Origin of the sequence: Geobacter pickeringii, from assembly GCF_000817955.1 — a bacterium.
GTDB classification, from domain to species: domain Bacteria; phylum Desulfobacterota; class Desulfuromonadia; order Geobacterales; family Geobacteraceae; genus Geobacter; species Geobacter pickeringii.
This window is the reverse complement of record NZ_CP009788.1, coordinates 1,594,286-1,616,030: the sequence shown is the minus strand read 5'-3', so window position 1 is coordinate 1,616,030 and position 21,745 is coordinate 1,594,286. Positions and strand designations below refer to the sequence as shown.

Genomic DNA, 21,745 nt, shown 5'->3' with positions numbered 1-21,745 from the left:
GGTTTCCTGGCGCATAGTATATCAGTCCCCCTCGTTTCTAGCCACGCCTGGAGTGCCTCAGGGAAAAAACAAGGCCGGGTGATCGCCCGGCCTCCGTATCTCTCTTATTTTCCGAAAAACTCCCGCGCCCGGGCCGTAATCCCCGGCGCATCGAGCCCGTGGATCGCCCGAAGTTCGTGCTGTTCGCCCTGCTCTACGAAATCATCGGAGTAGCCGAGCCGAAGAACCGAGACGCCCGTCACCCCCTCCTCTTCCAGAAGTTCCAGTACCGCCGTACCGAACCCGCCCTGAACGGCGTTCTCCTCGACGGTCATCAGCCGGTCGAACCGCTGCGCCAGGGAAAGGATGAGCTCGCGGTCCAGGGGCTTCACGAAGCGGCCGTTGACCACGGTGAGGTCGATCCCCGCGCCGGCAAGCTCCTCCGCCGCATCCCGGGCCGGATAGACAGTGGTTCCGAGGGCAAGGATCGCCCCCCGGCTCCCCTCGCGGAGCACTTCGCCCCGGCCAAGCGGCAGGGCATGGTACGTCTGGTCGAGGGAGACGCCGTAGCCGTTGCCGCGGGGATAGCGGACCGCGGCAGGCCCGTCATGCTCCAGGGCGGTCTTGAGCATGTGCTGCAGCTCGTTCTCATCCTTGGGAGCCATCAGAACCATGTTCGGCAGATGCCGCAGGTAGGAGAGATCGAAGAGTCCGTGGTGCGTGGGACCGTCGCTCCCGACCACGCCGGCACGGTCGATGGCGAAGGTTACCGGGAGATGCTGGAGACAGACGTCGTGGAACACCTGATCATAGGCCCGCTGGAGAAACGATGAATAGACGGCGAATACCGGATGGTACCCATCCGCGGCCAGCCCTGCGGCAAAGGTGACGCCGTGCTGTTCGGCAATCCCCACATCGAAGAAGCGCTCTGGAAACTCGGTGGCGAAGGGGGTCAGGCCGGTGCCGTCGGGCATGGCGGCGGTGAGGGCGACGATCCGTTCGTCCTCGGCCGCCAGCTTCTTGATCGCCTCGCCGAAGACCCCGGTGTAGGAGGCTGCTCCCCCTTTTCCCTTCAGCACCTTGCCGGTCTCGATCTCGAAGGGGCCAACCCCGTGGAAAAGGGCCGGCCGTTGCTCCGCCGGGGGGTACCCCTTCCCTTTCTTGGTCAGAACATGGATCAGGACCGCATCGTCGAAACGTTTCACCTTCTCGAAGGTTTCCGTCAGCCGACCGATGTCGTGGCCGTCGATGGGGCCGATGTACTCGAAGCCGAAGGCCTCGAAGAGCATCCCCGGGGTGAAAAGCCCCTTGAGTGACTCCTCCGCACGCTTGGCAACCTTGAGAACGCCGCGGCCAAGCCGGTCGAGGCTGCCGAGGAATCCTTCGAGCTCCTTCTTCATGGTGTGGACGAATTCACTGGTGACGGTACGGTTGAGAAAGTTGGAGAGCGCTCCCACGTTCTCGGCGATGGACATCTCGTTGTCGTTCAGGACCACCACAAGATCCTTGTTCAGGTGGCCAGCATGGTTGAGCCCTTCGTAGGCGATCCCGCCGGTCATGGAGCCGTCGCCGATCACCGCGATCACCTTGTTGCGCTCCCCCCGCAGGTCACGGGCAGCGGCAAAGCCAAGGGCAGCGGATATCGACGTGGAGGTGTGCCCCGTATCGAAGGCGTCGTGGGGCGACTCGTTGCGCTTCGGAAATCCGCTGATCCCGCCGAGGGTACGGAGGGAGCCGAATCGCTCCCGCCGGCCGGTAATCAGCTTGTGGGCATAGGCCTGATGTCCCACGTCCCAGATGATCCGGTCCGTTGGCGATTCGAACACGCGGTGCAGCGCCAGGGTTAACTCCACCACCCCAAGGCTCGGGGCGAGGTGCCCGCCGTTTTTCGCGCAGACGGCGATGATCTCCTTGCGCAGTTCGCCGGCAAGCTGCGCCAACTCTTTGGGACCCAGCCCTTTCAGATCGGCAGGGGACGCGATGCGATCGAGAATACCGGTCATCAGGACTTCCTTGAGACGATGTAGCGGGCGATCTCCCGCAGCGGTTCGGCCTTGGCGCCGAACGGCTCCACCGCCGTCAGGGCGATATCGACCAGTTCCTGGGCGCGGCGCTTCGAATCGGCAAGTCCCATGATCGCCGGATAGGTTGCCTTCCCCCGGGCCTCGTCGCTGCCGGCGTCCTTGCCGATCTGCTCCGTGGTCCCCTCAATATCGAGGATGTCGTCGGCGATCTGGAAGGCGAGACCAACGGCCTCACCGTACTTCGTCATTGCCTCCAGCGCCTTTTTGTCAGCGCCGCCGAGGATGGCGCCAGCCTTGACCGATGCCTTCATGAGGGCGCCGGTCTTGTGGGTATGGATGTACTGCACCGTGGCGAGGTCAATCTCTTTGTTCCCCTCACTCTCCATGTCGACCACCTGCCCCCCTACCATGCCGCGGGAGCCGGCGCAGTAGCCGATCTCGCGGATCACCGGCAGGAGACGCTCGGTGCCGACCCTGGCGGAATATTCAGGGGAGCTCATCAGGATGAACGCTTCAGTGAGCAGCGCGTCTCCCGCGAGGATCGCGATGGCGTCGCCGAAGACCTTGTGGTTCGTCGGCCGGCCACGACGGAAATCGTCGTCGTCCATGGCCGGCAGGTCATCATGGATGAGGGAGTAGGTGTGGATCATCTCCATGGCGCACGCCGCCGGCATGGCGTCCTCGATGGTTCCTCCCACCGCCTCGCAGGCGGCGAGCATCAGGATCGGCCGGACCCTCTTCCCGCCGGCAAAGACCGAATAGCGCATGGAACGGTGGATGGAGGAAGGGAGCTCATCCTCAGCCGGAAGGTAGCGCTCGAGGGCGTTGTCAACGATCGTGCAGCGTTCTTTCAGATAACTTTTCAGTTCCATGGGATCTCACTTTGATTATGAATGGATTGCTGTATCGCGGGAGGGAGGAGCAAAACCGGGCAGAAGGCGTTATTCGTCGTCGAGTCGAAACGCTTCCTTCACGAAACTCCCATCCTTTTTCCTGAGGAGGAGTTCCACCTTTTTCTCGGCCTCGTCGAGCTTCTTCGTGCAGAAAGAAGCCATCTTGACCCCTTCTTCAAAGGCCTTGAGGGAATCATCGAGGGAGAGCTCCCCTTCTTCGAGCCTCTTGACCACATCTTCGAGTTTTTTGAGGGCGGTTTCGAACTTTTCGACGGCCATAGCGCTACTTTCCCGGTAAAAATAAAGGAATTATTATACCGATTGTATACTTTGAGTCAAGGAATTGCACACCTTTCACTCGTCGACCGACTCGACCAGGCAAAGGGCGGAGCCCCGGTGAAACCGAAGTTCCAGCCGGTTTCCGGGGACAATCTGGCGAGCTTCCCTCACCACGTGCCGGGCGGGAAGCCTAAGGGCAATGCTGTACCCCCGGGCCAGGGTTCCGAGGGGCGAAAGCGAGTTAAGCCGCGCCGCCGCCACGGCCGTCTCCTCCCCCATCCGGTCAAGCCGGCGCCGCACGGCTGCTTCGTTTCGCGCTGCCAATACCAGAATCCGCTCCCGGATCCGCTCAACTTCAAGGGCCGGGTTCGTCAACCGCAGGTGAGTGCCCAAACCGTCAAGGGTTCCGCGGTGCTGGCGCAGTATCCCGGCAATCGCCCGTTCTCCTCGGAGCGCAAGATCGTCCACCCGCTGGGCGAGATGACCGAGGAGCATGGTCGGGTCGCGCAGTGACCGGCTCAGGCTGTCGAGCTCGCCCCGGAGCTCAGCGAGCTGTCCCCTCACGCCCTGAACGAGCCGGTGGCGCAGGAAATCGACGCGGGCTCCCAGCTCTTCCTTGCTCTTGACCACCATCTCCGCCGCCGCGGATGGCGTCGGTGCCCGAAGATCCGCCACGAAATCGGCGATGGTGAAATCCACCTCGTGCCCCACGGCAGAGATGACGGGAATCCGGGACCGATGAATCGCCCGGGCGACCGCTTCCTCGTTGAAGGCCCAGAGATCTTCGAGGGACCCTCCTCCTCTGCCGACAATCATGACATCGATCGAACCATGGCGGTTGAGGTCGTCGATGGCAGCGGCGATCTCCTCGGCGGCCCCCTCCCCCTGCACCTTCACGGGGCGGATCAGCACCTCAACGTTGGCAAAACGGCGATTCAGGACGTTGAGCATGTCGTGGATGGCCGCACCGGTGGGAGAAGTCACGATACCGATTCGCTGCGGCAGGGCCGGGATCGGCCGTTTGCGCTCCTCGGAAAAGAGCCCTTCCCGACCGAGTTTCTCCTTGAGCTGGATGAAGGCAAGCTGCAGCGCCCCGATCCCCCGCGGCTCCAGATACTCCACGAGGAGCTGGTAATCGCCCCGCTGGTCGTAGACGGTGACCCGTCCCCGCACGATCAGCCCCATGCCATCCTTTGGCCGAAACTTGAGTGCCCGGGCGGAGGCTCGGAACATCACGCACCGCAGCTGCGCCCCGGCATCCTTGAGGGTGAAGTAGAGATGGCCAGACGACGGCATGGCAAGGTTCGACACCTCGCCCTCGACCCAGACGTGCTCGAAGTTTTCCTCCAGGACACCACGGATGAGGCCGGTGAGCTGGCTTACCGTAAGTATGCGTTTTTCAGCAAAAAGCTCCACGTATCTCCTCGTTCCGGTCCGACCTTCTCACCGTTTCTAACACAGGGGTGTGTGAGTGTCAAACCGGGTTGACCGCCGATGCGGCGACAGTGTAGTATGGTCGCCATGCAGAGTTACCCATACGTAATCACCGTCTCTTCGGAAAAAGGGGGGGTCGGCAAGACCACCCTGGCCACCAATCTGGCAATCTACCTCAAGGCGCTCGACGAGAACCTCCCGGTTTCCATCTTCTCCTTCGACAACCACTTCACCGTCGACCGGATGTTCGAGATCAGGGGTCAGCGCACCGCCGGCACCGTCGCCGACCTCCTCATGGAGACCCCCGGCAGGGATCTCATCCATACCGGACAGTACGGTGTCGGCTACATCCCGTCGTCAGGAACCCTCGCCGATCTCAAGGGGGCCGTAAAGGGACCGATGGTGCTGGCGCGGCTTCTGGCCCTTTCCCGCATCCCCGGCATCATCATCGTGGACACGCGCCCCGATCTGGACATACTCACCCAGAACGCCCTGTTCGCCGCCGACCGGGCGATCATCCCGGTGAAGGATATGCCGAGCCTGGAAAACTGCAAGAATATCTTCACCCTCTTCGATCAGCGGGGGCTGGACCGCAAGAGCCTCTCCCTCATCCCCTGCCTGGTGGATGAGCGGATCAAGTTCGACGGGCCCTTCGCCGATCAGAAGTCGCTCCTGAAGGCCTATGCCATCCATCGCGGCTACCGCTGCTTCGACACCTACATCTCCAAGAGCCCGAAGGTGGAAAGCCTCAATACCAACCCGGACGGGAAGATCTATCCGATCCTTACCCACGCCAAATGGACCGAGGTGCACGGCCAGTTTGCCCAGCTCGCCCAGACCATCATGGAGGAATACCGGGCAACCACCGAGCCCCGCGCCATTCTCTTCCATCAGTGGCTCCAGTCCGAGGAGGAGCGGAAGAAGGAAGCCTTCTTCGCCCGGCTTTCGGGTCTGAAATCGGAGTGCATTCTCTGCAATCGTCCCGTTTCCGGCGAGGGGAACGACCGTGTCTCCTTCTATTTCGAGGTTTCCGACGGCAGCGCCGCCGGGTTCCTTGAGGAAGCGTGTTTCTTCAACCTCCTCACCACCAACATCTACAACCTGGACGCCACCCTTGACGACGATGACCCGACGCTGCACATCCTGCGCGACACGGCACGGGAGTCGGCGTTCGTCTTCAGACCCGTTACCAACGGCAGCGGCACCACGGTCGACTTCCACCGCTTCGATCTCGATGGGGCTCACCTGATGCGGAAGAGTTACTCTCTGAAAGAATACGACGGGGGACTGTTGCGACGGGAACGGAGCAGGCTCTACACCATGATGGCGGAAACGTTTGCGGGACGGCTCGAAACGACTGCGGACAGCTTTCTCCTCGTGCATCCGGTAAACCGGGAAAAACCCGAGGCGATCCTGAGCGAAGACAACTACCGGGGGATTGCACGGCTGAAGAAGCGGATCGCCCAGGAGGTCATGGCGGTCTGACCGACGCGGCAGCGCCTCCCCCGCGCCGCGAACGGCGATCAGGCCATCGCCCTATCTGACGAGTTGCGACACGGGGACGAAGGTGATCCCTTCATCTCTCAACCGTGGCAATTCTGCGGCAAGGGTCTGGATGGTGGCCGGATGGGGGTGACAGATGGCAATGGCGCTTCCCCGCTTGCGGGCGATGGAGATCGCCTGGGCCAGCTGCTTAGCGATGTAGCCCCGTTCCTGGATATTATCGAGAAAGACGTTCCGCGCCGCCGTCCGCACTCCCTGGGCACGGGCCACGTCGTATCCCACCGAGACCGGCGAGGTCTTGCTGTCCACGAAGAAAAGCCCCCGCTCCTTGAGCACCCCGAGCACCACCGCCATCTTTTCCCGATTCTCCGTGAACGCGGACCCCATGTGATTGTTGGCACCCACCGCCCGGGGGAGTTCCCGCAGGTAGGCATTCAACCGGCTCACGATTTCCTCGTCACTCTCCCCGAGTAAAAGACCGTTCCCCTCGATCTTCTGTGCCGGATATCCCTTCGGTTCCATGGGCATATGCACCATCACCTCGATGCCGCGCCGGTGTGCCTCTTCCGCAACCTGCTTCACCTTGGCCAGTCCGGGAATGATGGAAAACGTGACCGGGACCCCGATATCGCTGAGCGAACGGGCCTCCTGGACCCCTTTCCCCATGTCGTCAATGATTATGGCGAGGGTGCCCGGGCCGGTGCTCGCCGGCAAGGGGTGCCTCTCGGAACGAGGCGTTGGAGGCGGCGGCACAACTGCCGTGTAATCCTCATGGACCGGCTCTTTGTCCTGCTCGCGAACGGGAAGTCTATGCTGTTCGCGTGCCGGGAGGTGCGCTGCCTTGCCGTTTCCGGGAAGCTGCCGGTTCACTTCCTTGCGGGAATTGGTGAAATAGACGAGGGAGCCGACAACGATCAGGAGGAGGACTGCTGCCAGGGCCAACGGGAGAAGAGCCCTTCGTCCCTCGCCCCGCTTGCGGTTCGACCGGACATTTTTGCGCGGTTTTGCCAACGGAACACACCTTCGGAATGGATTTGCCAACGCCTCGTTGTATAGCACACGACTTGATGAGACATAAAGGAGAATGTATCCTCAAAGACAAAAAGCCCGCTGGAGTTCCAGCGGGCTTTTTGCAGGTAATCAATGCAGAAGCAGAGTTACTTTTTCTTCCCCTTCGCCTTTCCTTCACCCTGAGCGACCAGATAGTTGGCGGTGAAGATGAACTCGTCGACATAATCGCGCTTGCCATCACCGTTGAGATCGAAACGGGGAGCCTTGTCGGTGCCCGTCTCCTTCAGGAACAGGTTGAAGTCCTTCTCGGTCAAGGCATCGGTCTTGTCAATATTCACATCAACGGGAGGGGCGACCGTCAGTGGATACTCGATCATCCGCTCACCGGCGACAATGATCAGTACCGCTTCGGTGCGGCGGGCCTCCGGAAGCACCACTACCACCCATTTGCCACCATCCTTGCTGAGAGACTTGAGGGTCGCCCCACGGAGGGCGAAATTCGGGGCGGCGCCACTCTCGTCAAGATCAACCTTGAGGGTGACGGTCTTCACGCCGTCGCTCAATGCGATGGGAGGGATCTGAGTGATGGTGGCAGCGACCTGCTCGCTGAAAAGAGCCATGAGATTCTTGGGATTCTTTTCTCCCTTGAAGTCACGGAACCGTTCGATAATCCCTTTATATACCGTGTACTTGCTGTCGGCACTCTTCTCGTTCACGGCAGGCCTCTGCTCGGCCATCGGAGCGGTTTCGTCCACATGCTCGACCTCCTCCAACGGGACAAGGGGACCGGTATCGCGCGGCGGCTCTGCCTGCGGAGGCGGTGCAGCAACGCCGCCCGTGGTCGGTGCAGGAACTCCGGTGGTGGGTATCACAGTGGTTGTCGCAGTGGCTGGCGTCAATGCAGTTACTGTAGTTTCACCGAGCGCTACCGTTCCAGCCGTCCCTCCTGCTGTCGCCGTTTTTCCCGTGACGACCGTGGCCGCGCCGGAACCGGTCTGTGAAGCAGTTGCAGGAACACTTCCAGTAGTCGCGGCAGGCGGCTGAGCAGTGACCGTCCCGCTCTCTCCCGGCGCAGCACTCGCACCGGCGTCAGCGGTGGGCTGGGCAGCCTCGCCCTTGGTGATGGTATCGTCGCCGGTCAGCTCATACATGAATCCAATCTTGATCGGCGTGGTGGTCTTCTTGTCGAAACGGATGGTGGCCAACTGACCGCTGCCGGAATTCGGAGAGGTATTGAGGAACACGACCGTCACCTCTCCAGGTTTCTCAACACTAGGGAAGAATACCATCCAGCTTCCGAATCCCCCCCGCTCGACGCGGGGATTCGTCAGAGCGTTCTGGTCATACGTTACGGTAAAACGAACGGCCTCAATTCCGGTCAGTCCGTTGGCGCTGACGATATAGACGCCGTTACCACGATCATCATATGTCACCGTCCCGCCCGCAAAACAGACAGAACCAAACGACAGGACAACAAGCAGCGAGAACAGGCAGTTAAACCATTTGATATTCATTCATAGTCCCCTTTTCGTCCCGTAGATAAGAAATTCGTCCTTCCCTCTCATAATTTGGAACAGAAAAAACCCGTTTTATTATACCCCTCATTACCTCCAATTTCCATTCAAACGGACGGCAACCAGATGAACATAACCCTCCGCTACCACGAGACGGTGAGATGATGAGATTCCCTGAGAAAATCGATCTTAGCGTTGACAACTTTAAGGGGCTGAGCGGAGTGAAAATAATCTTTATAAAAAGAGTGGTTAAGAGGCAGAAGCAGAGACTGGGGGCGTAAGGAGGGATATAGCTTCGACGGCATCGTGATTGCCTTCAAGGTGATACACCTTCTGGAGTGAGAACAGCACGGAACCGTAAAGTTTCTCCAATTCGGCCCGTTCGACGGAAATGACTGCGTCAAACGGTTCTTCAGGCAGAAACTCGCTGACATAGATGTCCTGGGCGGCCTCAAGATATTTGCGTGCGGCGGATATCTCACCCCGAGCCAGCATCTTGATGCCATGTGCCGCATGGTATTTAAACTGGCTGGAGTCGAGCTGGAAAAGATTGAAATCGAGCCGGATCGCCTCGCCAAGGGTCAGGACAGGGTTGACCGTCCGGGCCCCCGAAAATGATTTTCTGAGGCGACTCAAAGTGGTCTTGAAATTCTTTGCACCGGCAACCATGTCGCAACCGGGCCAGATCATCTCGATGAGCTTGTCACGGTGCAGCCATTGATCGTACGAAATGAGAAGATAGCAGAACAGTATCCGCGCCTTTTGACTTTCCCATATGATGGAGACAGGACTTCCCTGATACGTAAGCGCAAGCCCGCCAAAAGTCTTTATGCCGATCCCTTCCCGTCCTGAAGAAGTTCGATCGTTTACCGGTTTTTCATTCCGCAGACGCATACTTATTAACCATTATTAAGACATTGAACGCTTGTGCCTTTTTACTATAAACGCGCTGGCTAGTCAACATAAAGAGAATCGAATACAGTCCCTGTCAATCACAAAAAAGGGGGAGCTTGGCTCCCCCTATGTTTCGTGTGATTGATAACCTATTCCGACTTGCCCATCTTCTTGAGTATTTCCCACCCCTTGAGCAAATCGAGGGCCCGGAGCACTTGATAGTCTCCTTTCAGCTGGTCATCGGACTTATATGCCGGCTGCTTTTCTTTCTCAAGTTTCTTCTCGTCGGGAGCACCTTTCTCACCCGACTCGAAGTGATTTTCAAGGTCCTTCTCCCGGATGTGCCCTTCTTTTTTCTCGGTGGACTGGATCTCGGCACGCTCAACCGTAATGTCAGGCGTTATCCCTTTTGCCTGTATCGATCTTCCGCTGGGGGTGTAATAACGGGCCGTGGTGAGGCGCAAGCCCGATTCATCGGAAAGCGGAATGATGGTTTGAACTGAACCCTTCCCGAAGCTCTGGGTCCCCATGACCACCGCCCGCTTGTGATCCTGCAGTGCACCGGCCACGATCTCGGACGCACTTGCGCTCCCGCCGTTGATCAGGACGACCATGGGGTAATTCGGCTCGGTGCCCGCCTTCTTGGCGGAAAATTTCATCTTCGAATCTTTCTCGCGCCCTTCGGTATAGACGATGAGCCCATCCTCAATGAAGTGATCAGCAACCCTGACCGCCTGGTCCAGCAGTCCGCCCGGATCGTTACGCAGATCAAGGACAAGCCCCTTGAGCTGACCGCCATTCTCACCTTTCAACGCGCTGAGTGCCTTCGCTAGGTCGTCGTCAGTCTTTTCCTGGAACTGGGCGATCCGGACGTATCCGTAGCCATTGTCAAGGGTCTTGAACCGGACGCTCTTGACCTGGATAACATCGCGCACCAACGTGTAATCCTTGGGCTTATCAAACCCTTCCCGCATCACCGTCAGGGTCACCTTCGTCCCCTTCGGGCCGCGCATCCTCTTGACCGCATCCATGATGCTCATATCTTTGGTGAATCGATCCTCAATCTTGAGAATCTGATCGCCGGATTTAATGCCGGCACGAAACGCCGGAGTATCCTCGATGGGCGAAATAACCGTAAGGATGCCGTCCTTGATCGTTATCTCAATGCCGAGTCCACCAAAGGACCCCTTGGTGTCGATCTTCATCTCCTTGTAGGTATCGGGAGGCATGAAGGAGCTGTGAGGATCAAGAGAGGCAAGCATCCCATTGATTGCACCGTAGATGAGCTTCTTGGTGTCCACTTCCTCGACATAGCTTTTCTTCACAATTGCAAGGACGTCAGTGAAAAGCTCGATCGATTCGTAGTCATTCCCCCCCTCGGCAGCACAGCGCTTCTGAACCACAATCCCGCTCACGGCAACCACTACGAGCAGAGAGGCCACCAGAAGCGCAATCTTCTTCCCCTTCATCTTTTTAAACATCGTTCCTCCCAGAACTTGCCGTGTGGATACCTATCTGAACCAGGGGGCCGGATCCACCGGTTTTCCCTGGTATCGTAATTCGAAGTAGAGCATCGGCCCGCGCGGAGAATCGACATCCCCGACGCTGGCCACCACTTCGTTGCGGGTGACCTGCGCCCCTACCCGCCTGGCGATCCGTGATGCATGAGCGTAGAGACTAAAGTAGCCCCCGCCATGATCGATGATCACCATATTGCCGTACCCCTTGAAGTAGTCGGCAAAGATGACCTTTCCTTCGTAAACGGCGTGAATATCAGCTCCGGCGGATGCCACGATCGATATTCCGTTATTGACGGTGTACGAATTGAATTCCGGGTGTTTGTGCCTACCGAATCGTCCGACGAGGTCACCGCTTACAGGCATGGAAAGTCGCCCGCGCTGCGAGCCGAATCCCTTATCGGGAACAGGAGGGAGGTCACGAGAAGGCCCTTTTGTCGCACCCTTATCAGCTTTCGAAGTATAACTCTTTCTACTCATCGCTTCAAGCTTTTCCACCATTGACTGAAGACGGTGAGCGTTGACCTGAAGCTCTCGCAGGGATGAGAGGTATTGCTGCTTGTCCTGTCTTACCTTGGTCAGATAAGAGGATTTCTTCTGCTTTTCCTCCTCGACTTCCTGTTTCTTGCGGGCAATCCCCGACAACAGCTTTCCCTTGCGGGCGGCATCAGCCTCAAGACGGGTTTTCAGGGTGGAAAGTTCGGCAACCTTGCCGTTGTACTCGGCAAAAAGCCGCCGGTCGTTCTCGATTACCCCCCTCATGTACCGGAGATTTTCGACCATCTGGGGAAATGTCCCGGAAGAATAAAACATTCGCAGATTTCCGATCTCTCCTGCCTTGTAGACCGATACGAGGCGTCGCTGGATCTCCTGCTTTTTCCGCTCCGTTTCGCCCTTGACCCGATCGATCTCTTTCTCGGTCCGGGTAATATTCTGCTCTGCACCCTTCAGATCCTGATTGAGAAGTGAAAGTTGCGCCTGTTTCTCCTTCAGGGCCTTGTCGATTTCAAGGAGTTCTCCCGACACCTGCAGCTCAACTTTGGCGGTCTTCCGGAGCAACTGCTTCTTTTCCTTGATCTCTTTCTTGACTCCCTGCAGTTGATCCCGCACATCGGCACCGATCGCAACGGATGAAAAGGTCAGGGCAGAAATGACTGTGACGAGCGCGACAGGTATCATGACAGATTGTTTATAAATTTCCTGAGAGAGGTGATGCTCCCGAGGAAACCGAGGATAATACCCCCCCCGACAATGCCGGCGATATATGCGGGTGGCAGGAACGAAAGTCCGGCGACGGAAACAGAAAAATTGACAAAATTAGTAGCGCTGTGGAGGAATCCGAAATAGGCAGCCACCAGAATGAGCAGGGCAATAAAGGCACCGACTGCCCCCTGGATGATCCCTTCGATGAGAAATGGTGCCTTGATGAACAGACGGGTCGCTCCAACGAGCTCCATCAACTCCAGCTCGTCTTTCCGGGAATAGATAGTCAGCTTTATCGTGTTCGAAACGATAAACAGGACGGCGAGAAGCAGGAAGGCCCCGAGTAGCGCCCCCACAAAGCGGAGGAAATTCATAAAGGCATTGAACCGCTTGACCCACTCTTCGCCGTACTGGACTTCGGTAATACCCGGCACCTTTTTCAATCGGGCAACATAGGTTTCGATTGCCCCATCCTCGCGACTCTTGCGCTTCAGTGCTATCTCCAGCGACGAGGGGAGAACGTCAGCGGGAACACCGTCCAAGAGTGTTTCCTGTCCCTTAAGACGGGCCCGGAAACGCTTCATCGCCTCAAGCTTGCCGACAAACGTAACCTTGTCAGTTCCCTCTATCGCCTTCACTCGGCTCATGAGGGCCGAAAGCTCCGCGGAGTCAGGCTCCTTATCGAAATAGGCGGTAACCTGTATCTTGCCGCTCCACTCATCGGCGGTCGACTCCAGATTCACAAACACCAGGAGAAACAGTGAAACAATGAGGAGAGCAAGGGCGATGGTTCCGATGGTCAGCACGTTCACCATTACATTCTGGCGAATGTTGAGCAGCGCCCTTCCGAGAAAATACGCTACCCGTCCCTGCCCTCTCTCGCCGGAGAGCACCGGACGTTTTGTCTGACTAGTTCGAGACATCACTATCCTCCACAATGCGACCGCTCTCCAGCCTGACCACCCGCTTGTGACTGCTGTCGATGACACGACGGTCATGGGTCGCGACAACAACCGTAGTTCCCCGGATATTGGCTTCCCGGAAAATGGAGATTATCTGTTCTTTGTTCTCGTCGTCCAGATTGCCGGTCGGTTCATCGGCGAGGAGAATCTTGGGGTCGTTAACAAGGGCGCGGGCAAGGGCCACCCGTTGCTGCTCGCCACCGGAAAGTCGGAGCGGCGTTGCATTGATCTTGTGCTCAAGCCCCATCTGTTTGAGCATATGATAGACCTTCTTGCCGATATCCCGCTTCCCCCACCCCAGAACCTCCAGGGTTATGGCGACATTCTCCAGCACCGTACGGTTGGGGAGCAATTTGAAATCCTGGAAAACGACCCCAATATTCCGCCGCAGGTAGGGTATCTGTGAACGGGTGAGCCGTGTTATGTTCTGTCCGTCGACGATCACCTGGCCCTTGCTGGGGGTGAGTGCTCCATAGATCAGTCTCAGCAGGGTGGATTTACCGGCCCCCGAAGAGCCGGTCACAAAAACAAAGTCCCCTTTGGGGACCTTGAGGGATACATCGTTGAGAGCGGCCGTGTCGCGCTGGTACGACATGGACACATTGTGAAACTCAATCATGCTTACCTCTCGTCCAGAGCCCGTAAAGGCAAAGTGCTTCGCCCGAGGCTGTCACCATTCGTTATAGGGTCTTCCGTCATTTCCAACCAAATCTGAACCACTGTGCACGTCAAATACCTTGCCCATATCCTTCGTTCCCGGCCCCGAGGAGCCCGCTGTCGGCTCCGGTGGAGGAACGGTGACCCAGCTGTCATTTTTGCCGGTGAACGGGTCGCGCGGAAGTTCCCGCATGTACTTCTTGTCAACGATATCCTGGAGCGCATCGGGGTATTTCCCCTGGTCGGCAAAGAATTGATCGATCGTATTGCGGAGATTGTAGAGATTCTCCCGCAACACCGCCTCGCGCGCCCTGATGAGCCCCCACTTGTAGTTGGGAACGGCTATGGACGCAAGGATACCGATAATGGTAACGACTATCATCAGCTCGATCAGAGTGAACCCGCGGCGGTTCTTTAACAGGCGTCTCAGCATGCTCGTTACCAATCCTTGTAGTTGCTTCCGTCGATCGCAGTAGCCTCGCTCATGGAATAGACGTCAAACACGTCCTCCCCTCCCCAGTTCCGGCTCTCAGGGTCATCGGCGTACGAACGGAGCCCCCACTGCGGCTTCTCTCCATGTGCGGGGCGGTTGAATGGATCTTGCGGAACCCGCCGCAGATACTTTTTCTTCAGGGGCGAGGCCCCACCGAAATCTTCCCCTTCCACCAACTTCTCAAGGGTTTCCGGATAGCCCGACTTGTTCAGCGACTTTATCTTGACAAGCTCATCATAATCCTTCTTGTAGGCGTCAAGTGCCGTACGAATTTCGCGCAGATCCCTGCGCAACTCAAGCTCCTTGGTCCGCTTCACCGTCATTTGCGAAAACGGCACCACAACCGACGCGAGGATGCCGAGAATTGCAACCGTCATCACCAGCTCAATGATCGTCAGACCGCGAACATCTGCGCCGGAACGCCTTGTCGATGGTAGCAACCGCCTCACGTCATTTCACTTCAACGACCGTGTTGTATGGAATAACATCAAGAGGACGATTGGCCTGGTCGGTGAACCTCACCCCCTGGAATCCTATGCTTGCCGGTCCCTTGTTCTTCGCCGTAAACGTCGCCGCCAGCAGCGTGCCGGAACCGCTCACCCCTTCCGCAGTGCCAGTGCGTGCCAACGTGAAGGTAACCTTCCCTGCAGCTTTCTCCGGGAGGGCGTTGAAGCTGGTCGGCTTGCCGTCGCGGTTCAGCAGATTCCCTTCGGTCGCACCGACGTACTCAATAAAGATCGGATCGAAGAGAAGAACGAAGGGGGCCTTGGCAAGCCCGTTGACATCCGAGGCCTTTATCTCCACCCGGAATTGCGCCCCAACGGCGACGGACGCCGGTGCGGCGATATTAAGGCTTCCTCGGGTGACGGGCTGAGGTGCCTCGGCAACGGGCGCTGCCGCAGCCTGAGGGATTGGAACTGCAACTGTCGGTACCGGCGCAGGGACCGGTGTTACAGCCTGCACCGTCGGTGACGAGGTCGCGGGAACAGCCACCGCCGACTGGGGAGCAGGAGCCACGGGCGTAGTCGGCGCTGCAGGAACAGCAGGAGGTGCCGTCACAGGCTGCGGAACTGCAGGCTGCAAGACTTTGGCCGGTGCTGCGGGTTTAGGCTGGTGAGGCACGACGGGAGCAGCAAACTCAGGCTCCTGAACAAATGAGGAAAAGACCTTGGTCACGGCAGGGTCGTCTTCCTTGCCGGACCAGAAGGATACAACATCCGATTCCGGCACGGAGACCGCCCGGACTATCCGTGGCGTAATGGCGAGAATCAGCTCATTCTTGGTGCCGGTATTTGCGTTGTTCGACAGAAGCGGTCCAAGGAACGGAATATCTCCAAGAAGGAATATCTTCTGCTTGCTCTTGGTTTTATTGTCCTGGATCAACCCCCCGATAATGCTCGTCTCGCCATCCTTGAGATTCAGCACCGTATCGAGGTTACGGGTGCCGATAGTAACGACCGTCGTTGCCGAATCGGTCCCGCCGACGGTCTTCGTGTCGATGATGGAGCTCACCTCAAGGCCCAGCTTAATGGAAACGTCGTTGTTAAGCTGGATGGTCGGTTCGGCGTTGAGCTTCACGCCGACATCGACATACTGGACGTTGACGCTGAACCCGCCGGTGGTGCCGGTGGTGGAAGTCGTTGTGATCGGCACCCGCGTTCCGACGGTAAATTTCGATTTCTCGCGGTTTTTGACCCGAATTTTCGGATTGGCCAGGACTTCGGCATTGGAGATGTCCTTGCTGAAATTATATGTGGCGCTCGGAACGGTAATGAAGCCGCCAAATCCCTTCCAGCTGAATGTCTGCAGAAGGTTTGTGGGCTGCGTTCCCTGGGTGGTGTTGACCGTCGAGCTAGTAGTCGACGAGGCGGTGAAGCTGTCAGCGAGAAAAGCTCCCCCCGGCGCCAGCGTATTCAGCGATACGGCACGCCGGCTCAGTCCGAGCCCAAAATTCTCCGAGTTGGTCTTCGAGACCTCAATCACCTCGACCTCAAGCAACACCTCGGCGTCGGGGATGTCGTTGGCATCAAGAATCTTGCCCGCAACGTCTATAACATCGGGGGTGTCGCGGATGACAATCGCATTCATCTCCTCGTTCACATAAACCTTGCGGACCTGGAGCATGGTCCGGAGCAGGTTAACCGCCTTCTTGGCATCCAGTGAGTTGAGGTAGAAAGTCTTGACAACCAGATCTTCGTACTGCTTCGCTTTTTCCGGGTTCTTCGGGTAGATGATGAGAGTGCCCTCGTTCAGCACCTTCTTCCCCAGTTTGTTCATGTTGGTGAGAATATCAAGGGCCTGCTCGAACGTTGCGTTCTCGAGATGAACCGTCACGTTCTGGTCCTTCACCGCCTCGTCGAAAATGAAATTGATGCCGGAAAGCTGGGTTATGATATAGAAAACATCCTTGATCTTGGCATCTTTAAACTTGAGCGTGATCGGCTTGGTCGACTTCAGGTTGAGATCATATCCCTCAAGCCGCGTCTTCTTGGTTTGAAGCAGGCGGTTGAGCGCCTCCTTGGCCGCCGTGTTATCCTGATTGAGATCAAGGGCCTTACGGTACGACTGAAGCGCCTCCCGCGGCTTGTTCCCTTTTTCGAGCTCCTGCCCCTCTTTGAGATATGCCAGAGAATTCTTGAATCGGACCAATTTTTCGCTCTGCTGCCGCGCTCGGTCCAGGGACGCGTCAAGAGCGACGGCATTCTGATACTCCCGTAACGCCTCATCGTACTTCTGCTGATGAAAGAGCTCTTCCCCCTTCTCGAAGTGGATACGTGCAGCGCGTTCGCTCGCCTTCATGAGCCTCATGCGATACTCATTGGTCTCAGGGCTTGATGCCGCGGCCTCGGCATACTTCAGAACCGCCTCGTCCAATCGCCCTTCCTTCTCAAACTTTTCACCCTTGTTGAATGCAGTCAGTCCCGCACCGCAACCGGTCAAAGCCAGCAGTGACAGAAGGAAAGCTATCTTGAGCATGGTTCGCATCATAAGGCTCCTTGAACCTGATCGTCGTTCATCGTACCTGCGCAGCCAACGGCCTGTTCTCAACAAGCGGGATTACAATCTCGCTTCCATCGCTCAGCACCCGAATCGTGAGCGCCGTGTCGGTAACGCTTGTTGCCTCGTACTTTCCGGCCAACTTGTCTCCTTGCCGGACGAGAAGAATCTCCTTATCCTTGGAAAGGAAAATTGTCTTCTGATTATCTTTTTTCAGATACCCCAGAAAGGTAAACCGTGCCATATCCCGCACCACAGGAGGAGGCTCGGGCGGTGCAACAACAGGAGGGGGTGAGGGCAACTTCGGAACCGGCGGGACCAGCGGCGGAGGGACCGGCGGCGGCAAGACCGGAACTGCTGCCACCTTCCCTTCGGCATGAAAAATGGGGCTGAAGATATTCCTGCGAAAACCGGCAAACCGTCCCTGACGGCATTCCATCAGATCCAACCGCAGCTTCTTGCCATCGTCGGCAGGCGGAACAGCTCGCGGGGGGACCTTGGCAGAGCGGGCATCCACGGGTGAATGCCTCAACTGACCAACGGTCTGCTGTCGTGGCATCCTGAAATAACTGTATACCAAGGAAACGACAAGGACCGCGAGCAGAATGAAGAGAACGAGCCGCTGCCGGTTCATCGCGCCTCCGCCCTAAGATACAAGGAAAGATCCAATTTGAGGCTCAGCGTCTCTTCAGTGACACTCCCGGAAGCAATCTGGAAAGAATCGACTGTCATGAGCGTATGCTGGCATTGCAGGTCTGACACAAAGCTCTTAATGCCGGCATATCTCCCCGACAGATTCAAGGTAATGCCATTGATCAGGAGATCTCCATCCTTTGATGCAGCTGGTTTGTAGGCAATTGAAACGACCTTGAGGCCATTATTGGAAGCCATTTCAAAGATTTCCATGATCAGACGGGTGAAATCCCTCTTGAGAGGGGCGCGCTCCCGAAATTGGGCCAAGTCGGCGAGACCCTGGCGATAAATTTCAGAAATGTCTCCCCGGCCCCCGGCACTTCGCGAACGTTTCGCGGCCCATTCCTGCTCAAGGCGTACAATCCGTGGCTCCTGAACGGTGTGTTCGTAGACCGCCAGCCCCACGTTCACGAGGATCAGGAGAACCAGGAGTATCAGGGTTTTGGGTCTGGAACGGCAAAGCTCCAGCAATTGCTGTTTCGTCATGAAAGCTGAACCTTGCAGATAACGGTAAAGGAGATTCCCTTTTGCGTTGCTCCGACCGCAGTTTCACTCTGACTTTGCAGAAAAACATCCGAAACCTGCGGCGTGCTCTCCAAATTTTCGACAAACTCCCTCAGGCCTCGAAACTCGCGAGTTATTCCGGTGATTTTGAGCGACCCGTCCTTGGGGCTCGGATCGACCGATGCGAGCGCGACACCATTGGGTACTGCAGCTTCCAGGCGATCAAGAAGCACGAGCCAATCGAACGACTTCTTGCGGATAATCCCGTTGGCAGCGGTGATCCGCTTGAGAAGTGCATCGTAGTCCTTCTCGGACACGCCACGGGCTGATGCGCTGAATCGTGCCTGAAACGCCGCGATATCGGCCGTCAGACGCTTTTCCCTGCCAGCGTTGCCTGCAATGGTGGCAACCAGATACCAGAGAACGAGAAGCATCAGAACGGCACACGAAATGGTCACAGCGGAGAATTTTCTCGCATCGACAAAATAGCGGGTTGCAAGATTGATCTTCAGTTCCATCAAAGATTCCTCATTGCAGCGCCCAACGCCGCGCAAAGGGATGTAGGCGCACCGTTTCCGCCGGCCATCCCGTCGGGGAGCGTGATGAAACGCCCGAGTTCAAGAGCCTGTGGCTCAACACCGCTCGCTTCGCTGATCACCGAACGGAACATATCGACATCTCCGCTCCCCCCAAAACAGAAGACCTCTTTCAGCTCACGCCCGGCGTTCTTATCACGGTAGATGAGGAGAGAACTGTTGATTTCCATGAAGACCCGGTTCATATCGGACTCGGTGCCGCCAAGCTCTTTGGTTCTGAAGAACTCAAGTATCCCCTCGGAAAACACCAGGATGCTCAGCACTCCCTCATAATAGGCGACAAACAGCGAACTTTCACCTAACTCCAGTCTGCGCGCAAAGGGACGACAGAGATTGAAGGCGGTGAAGTCAATACGGTTCGGCTGGATGCCAGCCTCAAGAATAAGATCTTCGTACTGTGTGACAACGTGGCGGGAAATGATCGCGACAAGCACCGAAAGCTCACCGTTCTCTTTCTCGCGTAAAGTCTGATAATCGAGATGGATATCACTCACATCATAGGGGAGACTCTTCTTGAGTTTCCAACGAATGATATCGCGACCTTCCTCGTGGCTGCGGAAGCGGGTTTCAACGTCGAGAATCATGACGTGGCCGGCCGCATCAGGAAGCGATACCGACACCTGGTTTGACTTCACCAGGAGGCGATGATACGCCTCTCGCACCGTCTTGACGAAAACGCCAGGGTCGAGCACGTTCGGCTCGCGATGGAGAATGCAAAGCTTCCCCTCTGGAAACGCGGCACTGCCGTGAGCGACCAGCTTAGGAGCTTTCGAGCCCCCCCCCACAGCCGCCACCGTAATGCCGTGCGGGGTAATGTCCATACCGACTGCCGTGCGACTGAATAACATGAATCCCTATTCCCCGTCCCCTACTCCACAAAGGTAACGCGATTTATCTCGCGGAGCGTCGTCTCGCCCGCAAAAACTTTTTCCACCGCCGACTCGCGAAGGAAAACGGTCCCTGCCTCTTTGGCTGCGGCCTTGAGCTGAACCGCCGGCACCTTGGATATGATCAGTTCACGGATGTGATCATTGAGGTCGAGTAACTCGACAATTGCCGATCGGCCGCGATAGCCGGTACCATTGCACTCTTCGCAGCCGCGGGAGTCGTAGAAGGTTACGCCACGACACTGCAGCGGGTCAAGCCCTGATTCGACGAGGACTGCATCGGAGTGTTCCGTCGGGTGCTTGCAATGAGGGCAGATCTTGCGCACGAGGCGTTGGGCCATAACACAGTTCAGACTCGAAACGAAGTTGTACGGATCGATCCCCATGTGGATGAACCGGCCAAGGACATCGAAAACGTTGTTGGCATGGACGGTGGTAAAAACCAGGTGGCCGGTGAGGGCTGACTGGACGGCGATCTGGGCGGTTTCGGGGTCACGAATCTCACCGACCATGATTTTATCAGGGTCATGCCGGAGGATGGATCGCAGACCTCGGGCGAACGTAAGCCCTTTCTTCTCATTCACCGGAATCTGGACGATCCCCCTCAATAGGTACTCGACCGGGTCCTCGATGGTGATGATCTTCTCTTCACCGGTATGGATCTCTGTGAGGGCGGCATACAGGGTCGTAGTCTTGCCGGAGCCGGTCGGACCCGTAACCAGGACCATGCCGTAAGGTTCACGAATCTTCTTTCTCAGGCGCTTCATCTCACGGGGATTCATACCGAGGGTTTCCAGCGTAAGCCCACGCAGATCGGACGCAATACTCTCCTTATCGAGAATACGAATTACCGCATCTTCTCCAAAGGCGCTCGGCATGATGGAAACCCGGAAGTCGATGGCCTTGTCATTGATTCGAACCTTAAAGCGGCCGTCCTGCGGGATGCGACGCTCCGAGATGTCGAGCTCGCTCATGACCTTGAGGCGGGAGATGATGGGGGCCTGAAAATGGATATCAAGGGGCTCGGTCGCCAGGTAAAGAACCCCGTCGATCCGGTACTTGATAATGACCCCTTCCTGGGCGGTTTCAATGTGGATGTCGCTTGCCCTCCTGCTGAGGGCATCAAGCACCGTGGAGTTCACCAACTTGATGATCGGGCTGGTATCGGCAGAGATCTTTTCCATTGAGAGGATCTCTTCGCCCTTCTCGGTCTCCCGCACCAGCTGCAGCATGAAGTCCTCGGAAACCTCCTTGAGAACCCTGCTGGTGGCCTCTCCCTTCTTGAGGATTGAGGATATGGCCGACTCAGTGCCGAGCTTGATGATGAGCGGGCGGTCAAGCAGCAACTCCAGTTCATCGAGCTTGATGACGTCGGTCGGATCAGAGATCAGAATGACGAGACTATTCCCCTGCTCTTCCAGCGGCACGAAACGGTAACGGTGCATGGCGTCGGGAGGGAGCTTGCCGATGACTGCTTCTGTGAGCCGCACCCTCAACGCATCAACAAACTCGATACCGAACTGCTCGGACAGTGCCCGGGCCAGTGCCTCCTCGGACACAAGACCTTCCTCGACGCAAATCTCTCCGAACCGTTTGTGGCCGATCTTCAGCTTTTCGACGATAAAAGGAATCTTGTCGGGATCGAGATCACCCCGCTCCACAAGAAGATCACCGATATTTTTCCGTCTGAAAATATGTTTCATAA

20 protein-coding genes are annotated in these 21,745 nt (G+C 57.3%); 1 reads left to right on the top strand and 19 read right to left on the bottom strand.

Annotation, left to right across the window (positions count from 1 at the left end; genetic code table 11):
• Nucleotides 1-104: 104 nt before the first annotated feature.
• From dxs to xseA, 4 genes are all read right to left on the bottom strand, one after another.
• Entirely contained in the window at nucleotides 105-1,982 is a 1,878-nt protein-coding gene (gene dxs / locus GPICK_RS07275) for a 1-deoxy-D-xylulose-5-phosphate synthase (protein ID WP_039741753.1), read from the bottom strand.
• Nucleotides 1,982-2,875: a polyprenyl synthetase family protein gene (locus GPICK_RS07270; RefSeq protein ID WP_039741752.1), complete on the bottom strand. Its 894-nt coding sequence runs from the start codon at nucleotides 2,873-2,875 to the stop codon at nucleotides 1,982-1,984. The genes dxs and GPICK_RS07270 overlap by 1 nt, the downstream gene beginning before the upstream one ends.
• Nucleotides 2,876-2,944: 69 nt before the next feature.
• Nucleotides 2,945-3,175 (bottom strand): exodeoxyribonuclease VII small subunit, encoded by a 231-nt coding sequence (locus GPICK_RS07265; protein WP_039741750.1) that lies wholly within the window; start codon nucleotides 3,173-3,175, stop codon nucleotides 2,945-2,947.
• A gap of 75 nt (nucleotides 3,176-3,250) precedes the next feature.
• Nucleotides 3,251-4,591, bottom strand: coding sequence for an exodeoxyribonuclease VII large subunit (gene xseA / locus GPICK_RS07260; protein WP_039741749.1), 1,341 nt, complete (start codon nucleotides 4,589-4,591; stop codon nucleotides 3,251-3,253).
• A 96-nt stretch (nucleotides 4,592-4,687) separates the two neighbouring features.
• On the opposite strand from xseA, the gene GPICK_RS07255 reads away from it, so the two are divergent.
• Nucleotides 4,688-6,094, top strand: coding sequence for a ParA family protein (locus GPICK_RS07255; RefSeq protein WP_039741748.1), 1,407 nt, complete (start codon nucleotides 4,688-4,690; stop codon nucleotides 6,092-6,094).
• A gap of 51 nt (nucleotides 6,095-6,145) precedes the next feature.
• On the opposite strand, the gene GPICK_RS07250 is transcribed toward GPICK_RS07255, so the two are convergent.
• From GPICK_RS07250 to GPICK_RS07180, 15 genes are all read right to left on the bottom strand, one after another.
• The gene (locus tag GPICK_RS07250) at nucleotides 6,146-7,123 is read right to left on the bottom strand and encodes a divergent polysaccharide deacetylase family protein (RefSeq protein ID WP_039741747.1); all 978 of its coding nucleotides are present in this window, start codon (nucleotides 7,121-7,123) and stop codon (nucleotides 6,146-6,148) included.
• Nucleotides 7,124-7,269: 146 nt separating this feature from the next.
• Nucleotides 7,270-8,637 carry a cohesin domain-containing protein gene (locus GPICK_RS17315; RefSeq protein ID WP_144400059.1) on the bottom strand — a complete coding sequence of 456 codons (1,368 nt, stop codon included), beginning with the start codon at nucleotides 8,635-8,637 and terminating at the stop codon, nucleotides 7,270-7,272.
• A gap of 249 nt (nucleotides 8,638-8,886) precedes the next feature.
• On the bottom strand, nucleotides 8,887-9,531 hold the full coding sequence (locus GPICK_RS07240; protein WP_039741746.1) for an AfsR/SARP family transcriptional regulator: 645 nt from the start codon (nucleotides 9,529-9,531) through the stop codon (nucleotides 8,887-8,889).
• 149 nt (nucleotides 9,532-9,680) lie between these two features.
• Entirely contained in the window at nucleotides 9,681-11,012 is a 1,332-nt protein-coding gene (locus GPICK_RS07235; RefSeq protein ID WP_039741744.1) for a S41 family peptidase, read from the bottom strand.
• Nucleotides 11,013-11,042: 30 nt separating this feature from the next.
• Nucleotides 11,043-12,227, bottom strand: coding sequence for a murein hydrolase activator EnvC family protein (locus GPICK_RS07230; RefSeq protein ID WP_039741742.1), 1,185 nt, complete (start codon nucleotides 12,225-12,227; stop codon nucleotides 11,043-11,045).
• Nucleotides 12,224-13,174 carry a permease-like cell division protein FtsX gene (ftsX, locus tag GPICK_RS07225; RefSeq protein WP_039741740.1) on the bottom strand — a complete coding sequence of 317 codons (951 nt, stop codon included), beginning with the start codon at nucleotides 13,172-13,174 and terminating at the stop codon, nucleotides 12,224-12,226. The genes GPICK_RS07230 and ftsX overlap by 4 nt, the downstream gene beginning before the upstream one ends.
• Nucleotides 13,161-13,832 (bottom strand): cell division ATP-binding protein FtsE, encoded by a 672-nt coding sequence (ftsE, locus tag GPICK_RS07220; RefSeq protein WP_039741738.1) that lies wholly within the window; start codon nucleotides 13,830-13,832, stop codon nucleotides 13,161-13,163. The genes ftsX and ftsE overlap by 14 nt, the downstream gene beginning before the upstream one ends.
• 51 nt (nucleotides 13,833-13,883) lie before the next feature.
• The gene (locus tag GPICK_RS07215) at nucleotides 13,884-14,303 is read right to left on the bottom strand and encodes a type IV pilin protein (RefSeq protein WP_039741736.1); all 420 of its coding nucleotides are present in this window, start codon (nucleotides 14,301-14,303) and stop codon (nucleotides 13,884-13,886) included.
• A gap of 5 nt (nucleotides 14,304-14,308) precedes the next feature.
• Nucleotides 14,309-14,803 (bottom strand): type II secretion system protein, encoded by a 495-nt coding sequence (locus tag GPICK_RS07210; protein ID WP_039745457.1) that lies wholly within the window; start codon nucleotides 14,801-14,803, stop codon nucleotides 14,309-14,311.
• A 10-nt stretch (nucleotides 14,804-14,813) separates the two neighbouring features.
• Complete coding sequence (locus tag GPICK_RS07205) at nucleotides 14,814-17,414, bottom strand: cohesin domain-containing protein (protein WP_236685672.1); 2,601 nt, start codon at nucleotides 17,412-17,414, stop codon at nucleotides 14,814-14,816.
• Nucleotides 17,377-17,994, bottom strand: a complete 618-nt coding sequence (locus tag GPICK_RS07200) for a hypothetical protein (RefSeq protein WP_039741734.1) — start codon at nucleotides 17,992-17,994, stop codon at nucleotides 17,377-17,379. Before GPICK_RS07200 ends, GPICK_RS07205 begins: the two co-directional genes overlap by 38 nt.
• Nucleotides 17,991-18,539 carry a type 4a pilus biogenesis protein PilO gene (gene pilO, locus GPICK_RS07195; RefSeq protein ID WP_039741733.1) on the bottom strand — a complete coding sequence of 183 codons (549 nt, stop codon included), beginning with the start codon at nucleotides 18,537-18,539 and terminating at the stop codon, nucleotides 17,991-17,993. The genes GPICK_RS07200 and pilO overlap by 4 nt, the downstream gene beginning before the upstream one ends.
• The gene (locus GPICK_RS07190) at nucleotides 18,536-19,075 is read right to left on the bottom strand and encodes a PilN domain-containing protein (protein ID WP_039741731.1); all 540 of its coding nucleotides are present in this window, start codon (nucleotides 19,073-19,075) and stop codon (nucleotides 18,536-18,538) included. The genes pilO and GPICK_RS07190 overlap by 4 nt, the downstream gene beginning before the upstream one ends.
• Nucleotides 19,075-19,974 (bottom strand): type IV pilus biogenesis protein PilM, encoded by a 900-nt coding sequence (gene pilM / locus GPICK_RS07185; protein WP_236685671.1) that lies wholly within the window; start codon nucleotides 19,972-19,974, stop codon nucleotides 19,075-19,077. The genes GPICK_RS07190 and pilM overlap by 1 nt, the downstream gene beginning before the upstream one ends.
• 47 nt (nucleotides 19,975-20,021) lie before the next feature.
• Nucleotides 20,022-21,743 carry a GspE/PulE family protein gene (locus tag GPICK_RS07180; RefSeq protein WP_039741727.1) on the bottom strand — a complete coding sequence of 574 codons (1,722 nt, stop codon included), beginning with the start codon at nucleotides 21,741-21,743 and terminating at the stop codon, nucleotides 20,022-20,024.
• Nucleotides 21,744-21,745 lie beyond the last annotated feature (2 nt).

What these genes read in the sequence shown, in the direction of transcription:
- dxs (WP_039741753.1), bottom strand. Translation starts at nt 1,982, where the DNA reads ATGACCGGTATTCTCGATCGCATCGCGTCCCCTGCCGATCTGAAAGGG.
- GPICK_RS07270 (WP_039741752.1), bottom strand. Translation starts at nt 2,875, where the DNA reads ATGGAACTGAAAAGTTATCTGAAAGAACGCTGCACGATCGTTGACAAC.
- GPICK_RS07265 (WP_039741750.1), bottom strand. Translation starts at nt 3,175, where the DNA reads ATGGCCGTCGAAAAGTTCGAAACCGCCCTCAAAAAACTCGAAGATGTG.
- GPICK_RS07255 (WP_039741748.1), top strand. Translation starts at nt 4,688, where the DNA reads ATGGTCGCCATGCAGAGTTACCCATACGTAATCACCGTCTCTTCGGAA.
- GPICK_RS17315 (WP_144400059.1), bottom strand. Translation starts at nt 8,637, where the DNA reads ATGAATATCAAATGGTTTAACTGCCTGTTCTCGCTGCTTGTTGTCCTG.
- GPICK_RS07240 (WP_039741746.1), bottom strand. Translation starts at nt 9,531, where the DNA reads ATGCGTCTGCGGAATGAAAAACCGGTAAACGATCGAACTTCTTCAGGA.
- GPICK_RS07235 (WP_039741744.1), bottom strand. Translation starts at nt 11,012, where the DNA reads ATGTTTAAAAAGATGAAGGGGAAGAAGATTGCGCTTCTGGTGGCCTCT.
- GPICK_RS07230 (WP_039741742.1), bottom strand. Translation starts at nt 12,227, where the DNA reads ATGATACCTGTCGCGCTCGTCACAGTCATTTCTGCCCTGACCTTTTCA.
- ftsX (WP_039741740.1), bottom strand. Translation starts at nt 13,174, where the DNA reads ATGTCTCGAACTAGTCAGACAAAACGTCCGGTGCTCTCCGGCGAGAGA.
- ftsE (WP_039741738.1), bottom strand. Translation starts at nt 13,832, where the DNA reads ATGATTGAGTTTCACAATGTGTCCATGTCGTACCAGCGCGACACGGCC.
- GPICK_RS07215 (WP_039741736.1), bottom strand. Translation starts at nt 14,303, where the DNA reads ATGCTGAGACGCCTGTTAAAGAACCGCCGCGGGTTCACTCTGATCGAG.
- GPICK_RS07200 (WP_039741734.1), bottom strand. Translation starts at nt 17,994, where the DNA reads ATGAACCGGCAGCGGCTCGTTCTCTTCATTCTGCTCGCGGTCCTTGTC.
- pilO (WP_039741733.1), bottom strand. Translation starts at nt 18,539, where the DNA reads ATGACGAAACAGCAATTGCTGGAGCTTTGCCGTTCCAGACCCAAAACC.
- GPICK_RS07190 (WP_039741731.1), bottom strand. Translation starts at nt 19,075, where the DNA reads ATGGAACTGAAGATCAATCTTGCAACCCGCTATTTTGTCGATGCGAGA.
- pilM (WP_236685671.1), bottom strand. Translation starts at nt 19,974, where the DNA reads ATGGACATTACCCCGCACGGCATTACGGTGGCGGCTGTGGGGGGGGGC.
- GPICK_RS07180 (WP_039741727.1), bottom strand. Translation starts at nt 21,743, where the DNA reads ATGAAACATATTTTCAGACGGAAAAATATCGGTGATCTTCTTGTGGAG.